The 16818-nt window shown below is 52.9% G+C and carries 16 protein-coding genes; 7 read left to right on the forward strand and 9 right to left on the reverse strand.

Annotation, left to right across the window (positions count from 1 at the left end; all coding sequences use genetic code 11):
- Position 1: 1 nt before the first annotated feature.
- Genes WC598_RS04585 through WC598_RS04595 form a run of 3 tightly spaced genes read left to right on the forward strand, consistent with a single transcriptional unit; the run spans position 2 to position 2379 of the window.
- Positions 2–613, forward strand: coding sequence for a chemotaxis protein CheC (locus WC598_RS04585; RefSeq protein WP_372960291.1), 612 nt, complete (start codon positions 2–4; stop codon positions 611–613).
- Between the two features lie 16 nt (positions 614–629).
- Complete coding sequence (locus WC598_RS04590; RefSeq protein WP_372960292.1) at positions 630–1118, forward strand: chemotaxis protein CheD; 489 nt, start codon at positions 630–632, stop codon at positions 1116–1118.
- A complete protein-coding gene (locus tag WC598_RS04595; RefSeq protein WP_372960293.1) occupies positions 1096–2379 on the forward strand; it encodes a two-component regulator propeller domain-containing protein in 1284 nt (427 codons plus the stop codon). The genes WC598_RS04590 and WC598_RS04595 overlap by 23 nt, the downstream gene beginning before the upstream one ends.
- A 34-nt stretch (positions 2380–2413) precedes the next feature.
- On the opposite strand, the gene WC598_RS04600 is transcribed toward WC598_RS04595, so the two are convergent.
- From WC598_RS04600 to WC598_RS04610, 3 genes are read right to left on the reverse strand one after another with little or no spacing between them, the layout of a single operon-like run.
- Positions 2414–3607, reverse strand: a complete 1194-nt coding sequence (locus WC598_RS04600; protein ID WP_372960294.1) for a hypothetical protein — start codon at positions 3605–3607, stop codon at positions 2414–2416.
- Positions 3608–3655: 48 nt separating this feature from the next.
- Positions 3656–5428 (reverse strand): ribosome biogenesis/translation initiation ATPase RLI, encoded by a 1773-nt coding sequence (locus WC598_RS04605; RefSeq protein ID WP_372960295.1) that lies wholly within the window; start codon positions 5426–5428, stop codon positions 3656–3658.
- Between the two features lie 18 nt (positions 5429–5446).
- The gene (locus WC598_RS04610; protein WP_372960296.1) at positions 5447–5809 is read right to left on the reverse strand and encodes a hypothetical protein; all 363 of its coding nucleotides are present in this window, start codon (positions 5807–5809) and stop codon (positions 5447–5449) included.
- A gap of 216 nt (positions 5810–6025) precedes the next feature.
- Here WC598_RS04610 and rqcH point away from each other — a divergent pair, with 216 nt between their 5' ends.
- Both rqcH and WC598_RS04620 read left to right on the forward strand, forming a co-directional pair.
- Positions 6026–7921: a ribosome rescue protein RqcH gene (rqcH, locus tag WC598_RS04615; protein ID WP_372960297.1), complete on the forward strand. Its 1896-nt coding sequence runs from the start codon at positions 6026–6028 to the stop codon at positions 7919–7921.
- The gene (locus WC598_RS04620) at positions 7911–8942 is read left to right on the forward strand and encodes an mRNA surveillance protein pelota (protein ID WP_372960298.1); all 1032 of its coding nucleotides are present in this window, start codon (positions 7911–7913) and stop codon (positions 8940–8942) included. Before rqcH ends, WC598_RS04620 begins: the two co-directional genes overlap by 11 nt.
- 1078 nt (positions 8943–10020) lie before the next feature.
- Here WC598_RS04620 and WC598_RS04625 read toward each other — a convergent pair.
- The gene (locus WC598_RS04625) at positions 10021–11124 is read right to left on the reverse strand and encodes an IPT/TIG domain-containing protein (protein WP_372960299.1); all 1104 of its coding nucleotides are present in this window, start codon (positions 11122–11124) and stop codon (positions 10021–10023) included.
- A gap of 98 nt (positions 11125–11222) precedes the next feature.
- Positions 11223–11900 (reverse strand): peptidylprolyl isomerase, encoded by a 678-nt coding sequence (locus WC598_RS04630; protein WP_372960300.1) that lies wholly within the window; start codon positions 11898–11900, stop codon positions 11223–11225.
- Positions 11901–11955: 55 nt separating this feature from the next.
- On the opposite strand from WC598_RS04630, the gene cyaB reads away from it, so the two are divergent.
- On the forward strand, positions 11956–12492 hold the full coding sequence (gene cyaB, locus WC598_RS04635) for a class IV adenylate cyclase (RefSeq protein WP_372960301.1): 537 nt from the start codon (positions 11956–11958) through the stop codon (positions 12490–12492).
- Positions 12493–12813: 321 nt separating this feature from the next.
- On the opposite strand, the gene WC598_RS04640 is transcribed toward cyaB, so the two are convergent.
- The 4 genes from WC598_RS04640 to WC598_RS04655 are packed head-to-tail and all read right to left on the reverse strand — an operon-like array spanning position 12814 to position 15571.
- Positions 12814–13455, reverse strand: coding sequence for a metallophosphoesterase (locus WC598_RS04640; RefSeq protein ID WP_372960302.1), 642 nt, complete (start codon positions 13453–13455; stop codon positions 12814–12816).
- Positions 13452–14570, reverse strand: coding sequence for a TIGR04013 family B12-binding domain/radical SAM domain-containing protein (locus WC598_RS04645; protein WP_372960303.1), 1119 nt, complete (start codon positions 14568–14570; stop codon positions 13452–13454). The genes WC598_RS04640 and WC598_RS04645 overlap by 4 nt, the downstream gene beginning before the upstream one ends.
- A gap of 55 nt (positions 14571–14625) precedes the next feature.
- On the reverse strand, positions 14626–15099 hold the full coding sequence (locus WC598_RS04650; protein ID WP_372960304.1) for a hypothetical protein: 474 nt from the start codon (positions 15097–15099) through the stop codon (positions 14626–14628).
- Positions 15100–15157: 58 nt separating this feature from the next.
- Positions 15158–15571 (reverse strand): DUF126 domain-containing protein, encoded by a 414-nt coding sequence (locus WC598_RS04655; RefSeq protein WP_372960353.1) that lies wholly within the window; start codon positions 15569–15571, stop codon positions 15158–15160.
- Positions 15572–15615: 44 nt separating this feature from the next.
- Between WC598_RS04655 and WC598_RS04660 the strand changes: the two genes are divergently transcribed.
- Positions 15616–16776 (forward strand): proteasome-activating nucleotidase, encoded by a 1161-nt coding sequence (locus WC598_RS04660; protein WP_372960305.1) that lies wholly within the window; start codon positions 15616–15618, stop codon positions 16774–16776.
- Positions 16777–16818 lie beyond the last annotated feature (42 nt).

The raw sequence follows: 16818 nt of genomic DNA on the forward strand, positions 1-16818 counted from the left end.
CATGAAACTATCAACAGTTCAGGCTGATGCAATCCAGGAACTCGGAAATATTGGTGCCGCACATGCCGCGACTACCTTATCCCAGATGCTCGGGAGTGCAGTCGAGATGAGTGTACCGGCTATCAAGGCAATCGATATCTCAGAGCTTGGAACCTATATGGGTGAAGAGTCTGCAGCCATGGTGGCCTTCGAACTCCAGGGTGAGATCCCCCACGGAGGGTACATTATATTTTACATATCCCGGGAATCGGCCATCCGCCTCACAAATACCATGCTTGGTTTAACGGATATGAACCGGACCATGAACGAGATGGATGAAAGCGCACTTCTCGAAGTGGGAAACATCATGGTCTCCGCCTTCCTGGATGCAACCGCCGAACTCCTGGGTTTCATTATGCTCCCATCGCCACCAGCGCTCAGTATTGACATGGCCCACGCAGCCATGTCCACTCTTGTTGCCCAGATGGGCGAAGAGATCGATGAAGTCCTGCTCTTCTCCACAGAACTGATATGCGAAGAGCATAAAATCGACAGCGACATCATCATGATGCCGGAGAACAGCACGCTTGCGCGTATTGTTGAGCTGATGGAAAATATGATGAAAGGTGTTTAACCCCGTTGTGAATACAATGACCGAACCGCATTCCCATGACCAGACGGCAATGATTGGAATTGGAGAATACCGAGTAGGTTCGTTCCCCATGATGACTATCGGTCTCGGTTCGTGTATAGGTCTTACCTTGTATGATGACTCGCTCAAGGTCGGTGCAATGGTCCACATTATGCTCCCGGAAAGTGCAGGCAGAAAAGACCGTCCGGGCAAGTATGCCGATACCGCGGTTCCCCTCCTCTTAAAAGAACTGAATGCTCTGGGGTCTAAGAACCGGTCCCTTGTTGCAAAGATGGCCGGTGGTGCAAGCATGTTCGAATATTTCGGGGCGAACCTCAATATTGGTGAAAGAAACGCAGAAAAGATACGGGCTCTCCTAAAGGAACACAATATCAGGCTGGCAAAAGAAGAGGTTGGCGGCAAATGCGGCAGATCGGTCACATTCTTCCCGGGAAACAGCGGGAAGATCTCTATCAGGAGAGCGGATGGCACCACTGGTGAACTATAGCACTGCTGCATTTACCCTCATTCTCATCCTTCTTATTTCCCCGGTTACTGCCGACGCATCAGGTTCACTCGGGGGAGTTTCCAACCAGCCTGCAACCGTTACTACGGATTACACAATTCAGTTGTTCTCTCCGACTGCCAGCATGATCCATTCGGATCAGATCAAGGATCTGATCAATGGACCCTGGGGAAATGAGGTTCTTATTGCCACATCGTTTGGCCTTTCTTCCTATAACGGCAGCTGGGAAACCCGCCACGCCAACCTCAATAATGTTTCAGCAGGGCTTCTCGATGATTATATTACGGCTATGGAATATGATGCGGATGGCAATCTCTGGCTGGGCTATTCCGGGGGGATCCAGATCTTTAATGGCAGATACTACCAGACCATCCGCGATCAGCAGCTCTTAAAAGATCCCCGCATCAACGATCTCCAGCGCTGGAATAACGATATCTGGATTGCTACCGGCAATTCCGGGATTCACCGGGTCCACAAGGGAACCTGGACGTGGTTCCAGCCGATGACAGAAACCGGACCGGGTTTTTACGAGATTGACAGCATGGTCGTAGATCCCGCAACAAATGCACTGGTCATTGCAACAACGAAGGAGGGTTTATGGATAATCCGGTCTCCGGAAGAGCCCATCCGCTTTGAGCAGCTGGCCGGCAAAAACACGATCTACGGTTCCATGGACCACGTCAGGAAAGATCCCATGGGCGGTGTTTATTTCTTTGACCAGTCATCAGTTGCACATTACGGGGCGGATGCCGGATTCGCACCGGTCCTGACAACCAGCGATCTCTCAAAATCTGCTGTTATGATCAATGACATTTCAGCGGGCCCTGATGGAAAACTGTATATCGCTTCAGATGACGGCCTGTTTATCTGGAAAAACGGAAAGATTTACCGGCACCTGACCCGGTTTGAGGGAATCGGAACATCATCCGCAGTGCGGACGGTGAATGTCGATGCCCTGAACAGGGTCTGGTTTTCAACAAAGGAAACGATTGGCTATTACATCGATACAACGGAGCCGGATAACCTGATCCAGATTGTGCTGGTGACTCCGGGACCGGATTCGTCTCTGGTTCAGACAACTTCACCGGGTGGGATTATTTCGCCCGGATCTCCATTAAGCCCCTCATCATCACGACCCCTGCCGGAGACCGTCAACGGGTCTGGAAAAGGCTCGGTTTTTGATCCTATAACCGGCTTTATCAATGCGATCTCAGGAGTATTCGGAATCAAACTGTTTTCCTGATACCGTTTCCGGCAAAAAGGGGTGAGGGGCCCGGTCACTTTTTCCGGTTTAATTCTTCAAGACAGAACTGATCGATAGAGTCAAGAAGAGTTTTCCGTGCCTTCCTTATCCGGCTCTCATCGGGTGAAATGAAATCTCCCGCCAGGTACCGAAGGGTAGTTGTATAATACAGGAACCGGGAATATTCCTTTTCGAAATCCGCCAGCTTTGTTGTGGCGTCTTTTTGTTCATGGCTGAGGAGATCAAAAGCAAAATCAAAGAGTTCAACGATATGCGAGGGCATGCCCCGGGTCATCGCCAGTTTCCGGAAACTGTGGTAGGTTATTTTCTTGTTTGTCAGGAGCGAGAGCTTGAGTCCAAGATAGATCGGTTCAAGTTTATCGGGGTATTGCTTGAGCAGCTGGTTGACAATACCTGCCGCACCAGCAGCATCACGGTTTTCCAGCTTGTAATAATACATCTCGCGGAGGAACTGGATATCATTGTAAAACCGCTCGGCACCCAGATCGAGGAATCGTTTCCGCATCTCGGTATTGCCGGTCAGGACCGCGTTTTTCAGGCCGGTCTCCACAAACCATTTTTCGCTGGGAAACCATTCAAGGGCAACAAAGATCATCTGCCAGAAGATCTTCTCAAGGAATGTGGGATCGTCCAGTTCGAGCTGGCGCAGCTGGTTTAAGGCGGGTTGCTGCTTCGTGAGCGTGATCATCAGCTCCCGGGCAAGGAGTTCCATCTCGCCCGGCCGGTGGGATTTTGACCGTGGATCATCGTTCTTGAACTCCCGCAGCGAAAGAACATAATAGCAGTATGCAACGGCAGTCCCGAGCTTTGCATCCAGGGTTGCATATTTCTTGAGGAATATAAGGGCATGAACCGAGTCGCCGCTTTTGAGCAGCTTGAGCCCGACAACGATGTTGATGCCCCGTTCAGCTTCCTTGTTCTTCTTGAACCGGAGGGCATTTGCCATCACTTTCTTGATATATTCGAAATCCCCGGTATTCGTGCTCGAGTCCAGGACTTTGAACGTTATGCTATCAACGAACTCGTCATAGGTTTCACTCGGGAGATTCGGAAACGACGATTCCAGCGCGGAGATGACATACCCGTAAAAAACCGGCAGGTTTACATCAACTTTCGCGGTATTGCGCTCTATATACCCGTCAAAATCTTTCTTTAAAAGGTGCAGCTTGTCGTATGTTATTGCATCCGAAAGCTTCTCTCCCCGCATATAGGGAAAATGGCATGTTAAAATATTAAAAGGTATGATAATGGATTGTTACGTTTCATCCTGGGCATAGTAGTAAAATTCGCCCAGGCTTTTCTGTTCCCGGTCAAGGAATGACTCGGGTTTGTTGATCCGGGGACGCCCGCTCTGGTCGCGGCGGAAGGTGACATCCAGCTCCCGCAGGAACCGGTTCATACCGTCCCTCATCCGGAATGGGCCTGCGGCAGTTCCCTGAATACCCGGTTCACCCTCAAAGACAAGGATGCGTTCGCTGATCATGTCGATGAGGTAGATGTCGTGGTCGATGACCATGATACCTGCTTCCCTTCCCTCGGCATGGTGTTTGATCATCCGGGTCACCTTGACACGCTGTTCAACATCGAGGTGGGCACTGGGTTCATCCAGGATATAGAGATCTGCATCTTTGGAGAGACATGCAGCGATTGCCACGCGCTGCAACTCCCCGCCACTGAGGGAGTCAACCGGGGACTGGAGGATCGGGCCAAGGGTGAGGGCTTCCAGGATCTCATGCTGGTACATGGAGGAATCGAATTTTGTCGTGCATTGGCGCAGGTACATCTCCACGCTGTCGGAAGTCTCCGCTTTGATATACTGGGGTTTGTACGAGATCTTCAGGGACGTCTCCATGGTACCGGTAGTGGGAGTCTCTGCCCCGGCAAGGAGTTTTGCAAACGTGCTTTTCCCCATACCGTTTGCCCCGACAACGCCCAGTACTTCGCCGGAACGGATCGTGCCTCCGGACACGGTGAGATGGAACGATTCATACTGTTTGGTCATTGCAGGAACAATGAACAGATCATCGCGGTGAGAGCCCTTGTCATGTGCGCGTTTCTCGAAGACCACCTGGGTATCCCGGAACCGGACATTCTCCTCGTTCAGGTAGCCTTCCAGGTACTGGTTGATACCTACCCGCACACCTTTGGGCCGGGTGATGATACCAAACACCGCTGGTCTGCCGTATCCGACATGAACGGTATCCGCAAGCATGTCGAGGATGGCCAGGTCGTGCTCCACGATCACGACCGGGCGTTCGGTTGCAAGGTCACGGATCAGTTTTGCAGCAGCTATGCGCTGGTAGATATCCAGGAATGGGGTGATCTCATCGAGGAAATAGAGCTCTGCATCCCGGGCCAGACACGCCGCGATTGCAACACGCTGCAATTCCCCGCCACTGAGCGTGGTTATCTCGTGGTCGAGTATCCCGTCAAGCTTGAGCACCGGCAGGATCTCGGACAATCTGCCGCGTTCATCCGTTGTTTTGAGCAGGTTGCGGACCGTGCCGGAGAAAACCTTCGGGATGTAATCGATATACTGGGGTTTGGATGAGATCTTCAGGGTCTTTTTGGAGACGGTCTGGAGATAATCGAAGAGTTCTGTTCCGGCATACTGCCTGAGGATATCCTCCCAGGCAACCTCATTGTCAAAGTTCCCCAGGTTGGGGCGGAGCTGGCCGGAGAGGATCTTGACCGCAGTACTTTTCCCGATGCCGTTTGCCCCAAGGATACCGGTGACCTTTCCCTCAACCGGGATCGGAAGACCATACAGGGCGAAACCGTTCCTGCCATACCGGTGGGTGGGGTGCTCAAGCTCTTCAGGAAGGCTGACGATGTCGATCGCATCGAACGGGCATTTCTTGATACAGATGCCGCAGCCAACGCAGAGTTCTTCGGAAATGACGGCTTTTCCTTCGGCACCGATGATAACAGTTTCATCGCCCGTCCTCACCCGGGGACAGTAGATGATGCATTCCTTGCCGCACTTCCGGGCATGGCAGCGGTCTTTATGAACGATTGCTATTCTCATGGAGATCACAAAAAAAGATCAACGGGGTATTGCCGTCAGCAGGAGGGTCCAGGTCATAAACCAGAAGGCAAAGGTCATGAATCCCTGGTAGAACCAGTCCTTGCCGCCGAGTTTGCTTGTGTCCATGCCGCTGAGGATAAAGATGTGTTTTTGTATGACAATGCCCGCAAGCATGAGCATGAATCCCAATATGCCGTCATTCTGGAAACCGGCCGCATCCGGAACCCCGCCAATATAGTAGGAGAGAGCCCCGGTGATGATACCCAGAAAGGAGGCAACAAGGGTCCGCTTGATGCGGGCAATATGTTCTGCCTGTTTATCCTGCTTTGTTTTCTGTTTTTTTGTGAGAACAGGCTGTTCTACGATGACTTCTTCGCTCATCCCGCAACACCAGTAGTCATATTTTTTGGTGCGCAAGCCATATGTAAGTTAGTATCAAAATCCCGTCTGCGCACATCAGGGTACGCGTCCAGTTTGGCAAAAGAGCGCGTTGCCGGTTGAGACCTCATGAACGTGCTCCGTACTTCCCCGGAATGTGCTCATGGGATGAAACAGGACCGTGTTTTTTTTAGTTGCCGCATACTATGTACTGTATCTATGGCATCCGAGCAGGGAATGAGCGGGATCGACGTCAAGGCGATGACAGCCGAGTTGTGCAACAAGCTGCCGCTCTGGATCGACAAGGTATACCAGTTCGATACCCGGACGCTCGCAATCCGCCTCAATGGTGAGAACAAGAAGCGGTACCAGTTGCTCATTGAAGCAGGAAGACGGGCCCACCTGGTCACGGACCTCCCCGAACCCCCGAAAAACCCGCCGCAGTTCGCCATGCTGCTCCGGAAATACCTCTCCGGTGGAAAAGTGCTTGCCATCCGCCAGCACGGCCTGGAACGGATTCTTATTTTTGACGTGGGCAAGGGTACGACAACGTATCACCTTATTCTGGAGCTGTTCGATGAAGGCAATATTATCCTGGCCGATGAGAATTACCGGATCGTAAAACCGCTCCGGCACCACCGCTTCAAGGACCGGGAGGTAGTTCCCGGTGCCCAGTATACCCTTGGAAGTTCTGATCCTACGGCTTCTTCAGAAAATCTTGCAGAGGTACTTGCAAAAGATGACCGGGATCTGGTCCGGGCACTTGCAATCGGGTGCATGTTTGGCGGAACGTATGCAGAATATATCTGTCGTGAAGCGGGCGTGGAAAAAACCGTTCCCGCTGCATCAGCCGATCCGGCAAAAGTGTTCCAGTCGATCCAGGCACTTTTTTTACGGGTTCTGGAAATGCCCACACCCGTCATAGCGCCCAAGCACTGCGAGCCGGTCGATCTCTGGGGCGGAGTCGGGGTTACATCGTACCCCACGTTCTCTCTCGCCCTTGAGGCCTTTTATCCCCTCACAAAAAAAGAGAAGAAGTCGTCATCCCGGCCAAAGATAGCCAAAGAGGATCGTATCCGCACCCATCAGGAAGCAGCCCTCAAAAAATTCGACCGGACAATAAAAAATACCGAGGAGCTCGTCAATGCCATTTACGAGAACTACCAGCTCATCGGCCAGCTGATAACCACTCTTGACGAGGCAAGCAAAAAGATCTCGTGGCAGGAGATCGAGAAGAAGATACGGCAGGCAGAAACCGAAGACGCAAAGAAGATCGTTGCGTTCTATCCTGAAGATGCGGCGGTAGATATAGACCTCGGAAAGAAAGTGAAGATCTTTGTTCACGAGGGCGTTGAGCAGAACGCCGGCCGGTATTACGATATCATCAAGAAATTCAAAAAGAAGAAAGAGGGGGCGCTTGTCGCAATGTCAAGGGCGGTTGTTGCGGTCAAAAAACCCCAGCGCAGGGAATTTGTTCCCTTGAAAAAACTCTGGTACCACCGTTTCCGCTGGTTTATCACGAGCGACGGGGTTGTGGTTCTCGGGGGAAGGGACGCCGGGCAGAACGAGGAACTGGTCAAGAAATACATGGCCGGGGGCGACCTCTTCGTTCACGCCGATGTCCACGGGGCAAGTGTCGTGATCGTCAAAGGCAAAACCACCCATATGGACGAAGTGGCCCAGTTCGCAGCATCGTATTCGGGAGCCTGGCGGAGCGGGCATTTCTCTGCCGACGTCTATTCCGCCCTCCCGTCGCAGGTGAGCAAGACGCCGGAGTCCGGGGAGTTCGTTTCCCGGGGCTCATTCATTGTCCGGGGAGAGCGGACGTATTACCGGAATGTTCCGCTTGCAACCTGTATCGGGATCATGATCGAGCCAAATACCACGGTAATCGGCGGACCGCCATCGGTTATCCAGGGAAAAACCCGGACATTTGTCGAACTCAGGCCGGGACAGTTCGAACCAAACGATGTTGCCAAGAAAGTCCTCCGGATCCTCAAGGAAAAATTTGCCGATGACGAGCTCAAGGCATTAAAAAATATCCTCAACACCGACGCGGTGGCTGCATTTGTTCCCCCCGGCGGTTCGGACATTGCAGGGCACCATGAAGGCTGAGTACGGCGAGATCCGGGGAAACGAGGGTGAGATCCGGCTGCTCCCGGAGAGCATCGATGATCTCTGGCATCTCCAGCATATCATCGCTCCCGGCGACATGGTGTTTGCAACCACATTCCGGAGTGTCGATACTGCCGGTGACAAGATCCGGCCGGAAAAAGTGGAGAAGCGCCCGGTGCGTCTTGGCGTCCGGATAGAGCGTCTGGAATTCTCCGAGCACGGGGTCCGGCTCCGGCTCACCGGTATCATCGAGCATGGCGTGGATACCGGGGCTTACCACACGATCAACGTGGAGACCGGCTACGAGATCTCGGTCATCAAACACTGGAGGCCGCTCGAACGGGAGCGGATCGAACGGGCGGTCAGGGCATCGGTGTACGGGGTCATCCACATCCTTACCCTGGAAGAGGGGGAGGCAGAACTTTTCCGGCTGCGGCAGTACGGCCCGGAGAGTATCATAACGATCACAAGCGGCAGCGGCAAGGGTGCGGAAACGGAATCAAGGACCGTTTTCTTCGATACGGTGCTCGGACACATAAACGATATCTCCGGCCCGCTGATCATAGCAGGCCCGGGGTTCATCAAGGACGATTTTGTAAAGTTTGCGAAGAGCCGGGCGGGCCCGCTCATGGAGAAGGCGGTTGTTGTCGAGACGCGGCGGATTGGACGAGGAGCCGTGCAGGAAGTGATCGGCAAGGGTGCGCTCGACAAGCTCATCGAGGATCTCCAGCTCTCCCGCGAAGTCCGGATGATGGATGAGGTCCTGCTCCGGATAGCGCAGGAAGGAGCGGTTGCCTATGGCCGTAAGGAAGTGCAGGAGGCGATCGGGTATGGCGCTGTGGAGCAAGTCCTGATTGCCGACACGCTTTTGCGGGACCCGGAGATCACCCTCCTCATCGAGCAGGCAGAGTCCATGCGGGCAGCGATCGTTGTTCTCTCCTCCAGTTTCGAGCCCGGCGAGCGACTGGTTGCACTCGGCGGGATTGCGGCACTGCTGCGGTATAATTTGTCTTCCCGGTAGAAACCGGCGTTCGTATCCGGGGTGCTGCTCCGAACGTGTACCTCCAGCCCGAAGAACCCGGACCCAGTACTTCACTCATTTCAGAATGGATCAATAACCCCAGATTTTCCTGTACATTCCCAATCCGGATTATGGCCCATCTTGGCTTCCGGGGACCCGATCGGGTACCACATGATACAAGTCCGACAAAAAAACACTCTCTGCAGAACACCGTTAAAGGGAAAAAATAATCCCCCGCAATTTGACCGGTTTTTAACTTCCGCCACAAATTACGGGAATAATTTCCGTGGTGGACAAAAAGGTTCCATTTTTGTGTTCACCACCGGACCCTGATGGGAAAATAAGCCCGTTCCTGGCCCGGATTGATGAGCGGGAATGTATGTCTGATGGCAGGGCGGTCTTATCCCATAAGGTGTAGGATTATTAACGAGTACCGGGACCGGTTCTTCCCGGGGGTGTCTGCCCATGATCGCGGCATTGGGTGCGGACGGAGCCCTGATGGGCATCGTAGACAGTGAAAGGATCGTTCCGGGGCATTTTTCGTATACCTAAATCTGAAGGTTTGGATTCTGCATCACCATGTGGGGAGCCGATTTTTGAATTGCAATCGATCTCCGGCAAAAAAATTTCAATCACCCCCTCACCCCCTGCCTGAATTTTTTCAATCGATCCTTGACTGATCGGTCGGACGTCTCACACCGGAAAAAATAATTTATTGTTGGATAAATATCCTACAAACGGATAATTATCCTACAGTAGGCAGATTTACCAACACCCTTTGATCGCGATCAAAAAAAATTCGGCAGACCCTGATTGCCTGCACGCGTCTCCGAAATCCTGGTGTCACCCCCGGGAACGGGTTAAGTCCATGCGGGCTTTTATCCTTGTCTTCATTTCAAGGTTCAAAATGGGGAAGGCTTGCTGCGATTGGGATGTTGCAACACTGCTGCGATATAACGTTTCCAAAACGTGATCCTCAAATAATGACTGACGTTGTTGCAATCACTTACAAGATTTGTATATCGGGATTCAAATTTGCTTCACAAAAACATAGGAAATTATGAAAAAAAGAGTGTCGTCAAGTATTCACAGTAAGTGTTGTTGGCGCTGTCACAGATGAGCCATCGGAATTAGTTACTACCAGTGACCAACTCCCATATGTTCCGGTGGGAATGTCAAATTTGCATACCATCTGGGTCAAGCCAGACTCAATCAAACAATCCGAAACGGAAGTGATGGTGGTACTACTCTGCGTGAGTTTTCCCATAATGCCACTTCGGAAGTTGGATCCAGAAATGGTTATTGAGTGACGGTCCGAACCTATCACCGATGTAGGGGAGATACTGCTGATAGTTGGGGCGGTTGTTGAAGCGGACGTTGTCGTAGTTGTAGTCGTTGTTGTTGAGGAAGTACTTCCCTGGCGCACATTGAATCCGTTCTTAAACTGGTGATATTGCCCGTTCGGGTTCGTCACCAGAACATCCCAGTATCCCACGGAAGCATCGGAGGGCAGGGAAAAGGTGCAGGTCATAAGATTGGCTGACGATACACTCACGCTGGTTGCGGTAATATTCGTACCGCCGGATTTTACCAGGACAACGGTTGCACCCGTAACGAAATTGACCCCTTTGAGTTCCGTAATGGATACCGAGGTTCCGGTTTTACCGTTATCGGGCTCGATACTGATCACTTTTGGCAGACCGGCTGTGGAGGTGGTGGTTGTCGTAGCCGTGGTTGCTGATGCAGCCGTGGTGGCTTTTGTGGTATAGACCTGCGTTGCAGTCACTGCGGCAGTAGGAGTGCTGATGGGAATAGCCGATACCGATTTTGTACCAACCTTCTGGGTGTACACCTTTTCAATGATCGACCGGCTTATCTTCTCGGTCTTGGAATCCATCCGGTAGCCCCAGGTTCCGTCGCTGTTGGGGTAGATGTAGGCCCGCTCATACGTATCCGCACCGGCATCGTATTTGATGATCAGCAGTGCAGTGCCAGAGGAGGATTTTGGGTTTTTGATGATATCCCCGGCAGAGTACAGGGCCCCGGATGAAGCCGCAGTTGTGACACCCGGTTGGGCAGCAGTTGCATTGGATGAAGGAGTATCACTGGAACAGCCCGCGATAAGGACTCCAGCAAACAGGAGTAAAAAAAATACGGAGATAATACCTGATGACTTGTCCATAGTGATTATTGCGTTGTTGCTCTATTAAAAAAAGCCGATTACTTCCAGCAGCCGGTAAAAAACTGGATTGTCAAAAAATAAAAAAAAAAGAATGGAATTTATTCTTCTTTCTTTTCAGGTTTCTTGAAGGTCTCAACAAGAGTAATCTCGGAAATACCGGCAATCTGCTCGAAACCTTCGTGGATGATCCGGCCACGCCAGAGAAGCCAGCGGCGGTCGTAGTTGATACCCGGGGGCAGGATTACCGTTGCGGTGCTGCCGGACATGGTGATCTCCATGTCCCTTCCGGCATAGAGGTGGACGAGCCCCTTGAGCTGGTCAAGGGGTTCTGATACCTCTTCTTCGATCTTATACGAGTAGGTAAGAGTCTGCCCGGCGAGCGGGGCATTGAAATCGACAATAACCTTTGAACCAATGACATCGACAACCGTTCCTTCGCCGACCTCTTCGATCTTCACGGGCATGCCGCGAACCGGTTTCTCGGAGAACTTGTTCTTCGGGAAAGACTGGATCTTCTTGGGGTCGCGGTCGCCGAATGCCTTTGCCGGCTCAACGGTAATCGTTGCTTCGGACCCGGCTTTCTTGCCGACAAGTTCCTCGTCGAGACCGAGAATCACATGTTTCTGGCCGACACAGATTGTGACCGGGCCATAGAGAGCGTTTTTGCTGTGGATTCCCGCTTTCTTGGCTTCCTCTTCATCGGTGGTGTCAAAAACATTGCCATTTACTGTGCCGGTATAGCTCAGTCGGATAAAATCTCCATCTTTAATTGCCATGGTTCACCTGACTACATTAATTCGCAATGAAGACAGATAAAAGTGTGGCACAACCATGCTTGAAGTTGAACTCAAAGTCAGGGTCCCTTCGCTCGATCCGGTCCGCGAACGGCTGACAGAACAGAACGCAGAATTCTTAGGAAAACTGCACGAACACGACATCTATTACAATGCCCCCCACCGGGATTTCGGGAAAACGGATGAGGCGGTCCGGGTCCGGTACTCGGACGACCATGCAGTCGTGACCTACAAAGGGCCAAAACTCAAAAAGTTCGGGCTCAAGGCCCGCGAAGAGCTCAACTTTGCCGTGGAATCAGGCACTGCATTCGAGACCATGCTCCTCCGCCTTGGATTTACGAAAACAACGGAAGTGAACAAGTGGCGGGAGAACTACAAACTTGGGATTGCATCCATCTGCCTCGACAGGGTTGACGAACTCGGGACCTTTGCCGAGATCGAAGTCATTGTAGCTGATGAGACAGACGATCCGTCGGCCCGGATCGATAAAATTGCACGAGAGATTGGGGCAACCGGTGAGCCGATTCTCGCATCCTACCTGGAACTGCTGCTGGAAAAGAGATCGTTACGTTAGGTAAAACCGGATCTGATTTTTTCCTTTTTTAAAAATACAGATATTCTGCTGTGAATTTTTTTAGGAAATTCACAGGGATTTTTATTTTTTTTGTAAGCCGTAACATTCCGGTTTGCACCACGGGTCATCATCGGGAACAGACATAATGAGAGGGTATCAGAACCGGTGATACTATCACAACCGGAGGCACCATAGCGGAGGCTAACAGCCAGAAAACGTATGATAGAACAAAAACGCTTACAGAACAACGGCAAAATTGAGATAAGAAAAGTTTTCCAGGGACAGGGTTACCCCCGCCACCGGGCTTCATCAGCCGACGTTCTAAACGGTCAGCAGCTCAATCTTGATATCCCGTGCATCAGTCCCGAAGTGGATCATGGCGCAGTGGCCGTCCATTGCCGGGCCGGGGTTGACGATCTTGACGCCGTCAACTTCCATGATACCACGGGCTTCGTGAATGTGGGCACAGCACACAATGTCGAATGACTTCATGTGCTTGCGGATACTGTGGCTCCCGATGTGCTCCCCGGCAGGTTTGTCGAGGGTCTCAAAGGGTGGTGCATGGCAAAGAAGGACATTGTGGACCGACTTTTCCATCTTTTTCATCGCGCTGTTCAACACGTCATCTATCTGCTTGTCGGTCAGCTCGAACGGGGTACCAAAGGGTGTCGGGTTTGAACCGCCGACACCGACAATGGTCATCTTCCCTAAGTTGATCTGCGAGCCGTGCATGCACACGGCATCGGAGTGTTCGAGCGTCTCGATGATCTCACGCGGGTCACAGTTACCGGGTACGGCAAAACACGGCACATCGATTCGTGCCAGCATGTCATCAACCGCGTCAACGGGACCCATATTGGTGATATCGCCTGCAATAAATACCGCTTCTGGATTCAATTCCAGAAATGAATCAATTTTACCGAATTGACCATGGAGATCTGCTATCAATAGCACATCTTTCATGGTATATCATTTGAAGGGGGTCTAAAAAACCTTATCTCTGGATCGTTCCAGGATCCCGTCAATTTCCCCCCGAGAGCCAGTTTTCCGCAGAGATTTTCGGTTTCTGTCAGGAGTGGCCGCGCGGTGCTTCCGGCGAGAGGTGTCCCGGGAAGTGGGATGAACAGGTGGACATGGACTTTCCCGAACCGGGCAACCCAGCGGATCAGGTCCGTTGTCTCCTTCTGGTCTTCATCCGTCTCGAACGGGAATCCGACGATAAAGTCAACGATTGGCGTTATGCCATAGTCCCGGCACAGTTCCGTTGCGTGGACAACATCACCGGTCGTGTGGCCACGGTGCAAGCGTTGCAGCACAGCATCGCTGCCGGACTGGGCCCCGAAATGGAGCCGGGTATTCGAGCAGTACCGGTTCACCAGGTCAAGTGATTCCGTACAGACGAACTCGGGCCGCACTTCGCTGGGGAATGTGCCGAAATAGATATCGCTGTTGATCTTCGAAAGCAGGTGTTCGATCTTATCCCACCGGGGATGGATACCATCCGATCCATAGGCAAAAGCATTCGGGGATACGAACCGTGCCTGCCCGTAACGGTTCGCATACCGGGCTGCCTCATCGATCGACCGGTGACGCATGCAGTGCCCGAATATCTGCGGGGTCTGGCAGTAGCCGCAGGCAAACGGACACCCCCGGCTGATCTCGACATAGCCTTTCATCTGGGAAAAGGCAGGGAATGCATCGAGCCGTACGCAGGTATCAGCCGGTTCGAAATAATCCCCGGTTGCTACACCCGGGATCCGGCCGCTCCTCCCAGCGGCAAGCTCTCCAATGAGCCGGGGAAGAGTGTGCTCGCCTTCGCCGACAATGACATAATCGGCATACTGAACAAGATCTTCGTAACATGCCGTGGCATGGGGACCGCCGGCAACGGTGACGCAGTCCGCCTTTGAGATTTCATCCAGGTAATGGCGGGCATTGATCGAGTTAAGGCTGTAACAGGTCACATCAGCGACAGGATTCTCAACGGGCACAAGGACAATTTCGGCCTGCCCGCAAGCAGCGTACAGGGCAGCATAGGAGTTCCGTGCTGCTGAAATAAGCCTCCAGTTGACCTGCATAGTGATGACCGGTTTGTCCGGAGGTTAAAAAAAGAGTGTTGTAGCGGACCCTGGATTATCCGCGGGTGCGATATTCCCGCAGGACATCGGCTACCTTATAGGTCTGCCCGTTATTCATGGAAACCCAGACCTCGACGCGGTCGGGCTGTCCCTGCAGGGAGCCGGTTCCACGGGTTCCGTCCAGTTCAACATTGTCACCTTTTTTGATCCCAACCGTGGCGGCCTGGGTGGTCCCGTCAGTACGGGTCAGCTTGACATCAATCTTCTTGACGCTGATCTGTCCCTGCCCGCCCTGGAATGTTACCGGGATCTTGCCCAGGTAATCCTTCTCTCCTACATCAACTGTGACAGCATTGTAATCGGGAATAACATCGGTGGGCTGGGTAACCAGCGCTCCTGCACCGGTTGCGCCTGCCGTCCCGGAGGTCGTTGCCGGAGATGCAGTGCTTCCCTGGGGGGTTGTACAGCCGGCAAAAGCAAGTGCTGCACAGACAAGGATGATAACAGAGATTGCAAATTTATACTTCATAGCAGAAGATGCACGTCTCAGTTATTTGATATTTGTGCCCAAAAACAAAAATTGCAGGTCAGGCATCGGCAAAGGAGCCGTCGTATTCCATCTCCCCGCTTTCGCCATTGACCGTAACCGGGGTACCCTCTATGAGCCGGTCAAGCGAAACATCGATGCGGTCGATCATGGGAATCTCACTGATGATCGCACCGGTTGCAATGATCGGCTCCGCTTCTACGTTGATGATAGCCGCAGGCGCGTGGCCGTTCCGGCTCAGGGCATACAGGATATAGGATCCGACCGTTGATCCTTTCCCGTAGGGAAATACAAGCACCCTGCCGGCAATGCATGCGCCCTGTTTCGGATGCCCCTTCTCAACAATGATTCCCGTTGCCGGGTCCACGCCGGACAGGAACGATATCGGCGCCGGGCTTACGAGAAGCAGCCCGCTTCCGGTACCTCTGGATATACCTCTTCCCCTGATTAGCAAAATCACACCACATAAATGGTTGAAGATGAAAATATAAGATTGATATGGAAGAGACTGCCGTCAATAACACTGCGCCTTCAACCGAGCTCAAATACCAGATCCAGGTCAACGAGCTCGAAGCCGCCCTCCTTGAGATGAAGGTGAAGGTTGACGATCTCACAAAAGAAAATGGCCAGCTCAAGCGGGAGAACAACCAGCTCAAGCGCATGCCGCTCTTTGTTGCCGTGGTAGTCGACATCCTTGAAAACGGGGAGATCTACCTGCGGCAGCAGGGAAACAACCAGGAATACTTAACCCATGCCCCGGAAGATATCCGGCCGATCTTGAAGCCCGGTGCAAAGGTTGCGGTCAACAACGCCCTGTCTATCGTCAAGGTGATCGGGAACATCTATGACTCGCGCATCCGGGTCATGGAGCTTGTCGACAAGCCGCAGGAGACCTATGCGGATATCGGCGGCCTCATGGACGTTATCCGGGAAGTGCGCGAAGCAGTCGAGTACCCGCTGACAAAACCGGAGATCTTCCGGCGCATCGGTGTCGAACCCCCGAAAGGGATCCTGCTCTTCGGGGCACCGGGAACCGGCAAGACCCTGATTGCAAAAGCTGTTGCCCATGAGGCAAACGCGACCTTCATCCGCATGTCCGGAAGCGAACTCGTGCACAAGTTCATTGGCGAAGGAGCCGGCCTTGTCCGCGAGCTCTTCCAGCTTGCCCGCGAGCACAAGAAAGCGATCATCTTCATCGACGAGATCGATGCGGTGGGCAGCATGCGCACCAACGACGGGACGAGCGGCAGTGCAGAAGTCCAGAGGACGCTCATGCAGCTCCTCGCGGAGATGGACGGGTTCGACAACCGGGGAAATGTCCGGATCATGGCTGCCACCAACCGTGCTGACATGCTCGACCCGGCGCTCCTCCGGCCCGGCCGGTTTGACCGGCTCATCGAGATCCCGGTTCCCGACAAGGAGGCCCGGCTCCAGATCCTGAAGATCCACTCAAGGAACATGCACCTTGCGGAGGTCAATCTCGAGGAGATCGCGCTCCGGACCGAGAAGGCAACCGGTGCCGAGCTCGAAGCGGTCTGCCGCGAGGCCGGCATGATGGCAGTTCGCCGCGAAGCAGAAACCATCGGCATGGTCGACTTCATGGATGCAGTCCGTAAAGTCAGGAACGAAACGATCTCTGACAACCGCATGTATACCTGATTATCCGGTGCTATGCCCTGCGCATCCCGGTTTTGTGGGAGA

The organism is Methanoregula sp., from assembly GCF_041645475.1.
Classification (GTDB): Archaea; Halobacteriota; Methanomicrobia; order Methanomicrobiales; family Methanospirillaceae; genus Methanoregula.

Coding starts and splice junctions, on each gene's coding strand:
- WC598_RS04585 (WP_372960291.1), top strand. CDS start 2: ATGAAACTATCAACAGTTCAGGCTGATGCAATCCAGGAACTCGGAAAT.
- WC598_RS04590 (WP_372960292.1), top strand. CDS start 630: ATGACCGAACCGCATTCCCATGACCAGACGGCAATGATTGGAATTGGA.
- WC598_RS04595 (WP_372960293.1), top strand. CDS start 1,096: ATGGCACCACTGGTGAACTATAGCACTGCTGCATTTACCCTCATTCTC.
- WC598_RS04600 (WP_372960294.1), bottom strand. CDS start 3,607: ATGCGGGGAGAGAAGCTTTCGGATGCAATAACATACGACAAGCTGCAC.
- WC598_RS04605 (WP_372960295.1), bottom strand. CDS start 5,428: ATGAGAATAGCAATCGTTCATAAAGACCGCTGCCATGCCCGGAAGTGC.
- WC598_RS04610 (WP_372960296.1), bottom strand. CDS start 5,809: ATGAGCGAAGAAGTCATCGTAGAACAGCCTGTTCTCACAAAAAAACAG.
- rqcH (WP_372960297.1), top strand. CDS start 6,026: ATGGCATCCGAGCAGGGAATGAGCGGGATCGACGTCAAGGCGATGACA.
- WC598_RS04620 (WP_372960298.1), top strand. CDS start 7,911: ATGAAGGCTGAGTACGGCGAGATCCGGGGAAACGAGGGTGAGATCCGG.
- WC598_RS04625 (WP_372960299.1), bottom strand. CDS start 11,124: ATGGACAAGTCATCAGGTATTATCTCCGTATTTTTTTTACTCCTGTTT.
- WC598_RS04630 (WP_372960300.1), bottom strand. CDS start 11,900: ATGGCAATTAAAGATGGAGATTTTATCCGACTGAGCTATACCGGCACA.
- cyaB (WP_372960301.1), top strand. CDS start 11,956: ATGCTTGAAGTTGAACTCAAAGTCAGGGTCCCTTCGCTCGATCCGGTC.
- WC598_RS04640 (WP_372960302.1), bottom strand. CDS start 13,455: ATGAAAGATGTGCTATTGATAGCAGATCTCCATGGTCAATTCGGTAAA.
- WC598_RS04645 (WP_372960303.1), bottom strand. CDS start 14,570: ATGCAGGTCAACTGGAGGCTTATTTCAGCAGCACGGAACTCCTATGCT.
- WC598_RS04650 (WP_372960304.1), bottom strand. CDS start 15,099: ATGAAGTATAAATTTGCAATCTCTGTTATCATCCTTGTCTGTGCAGCA.
- WC598_RS04660 (WP_372960305.1), top strand. CDS start 15,616: ATGGAAGAGACTGCCGTCAATAACACTGCGCCTTCAACCGAGCTCAAA.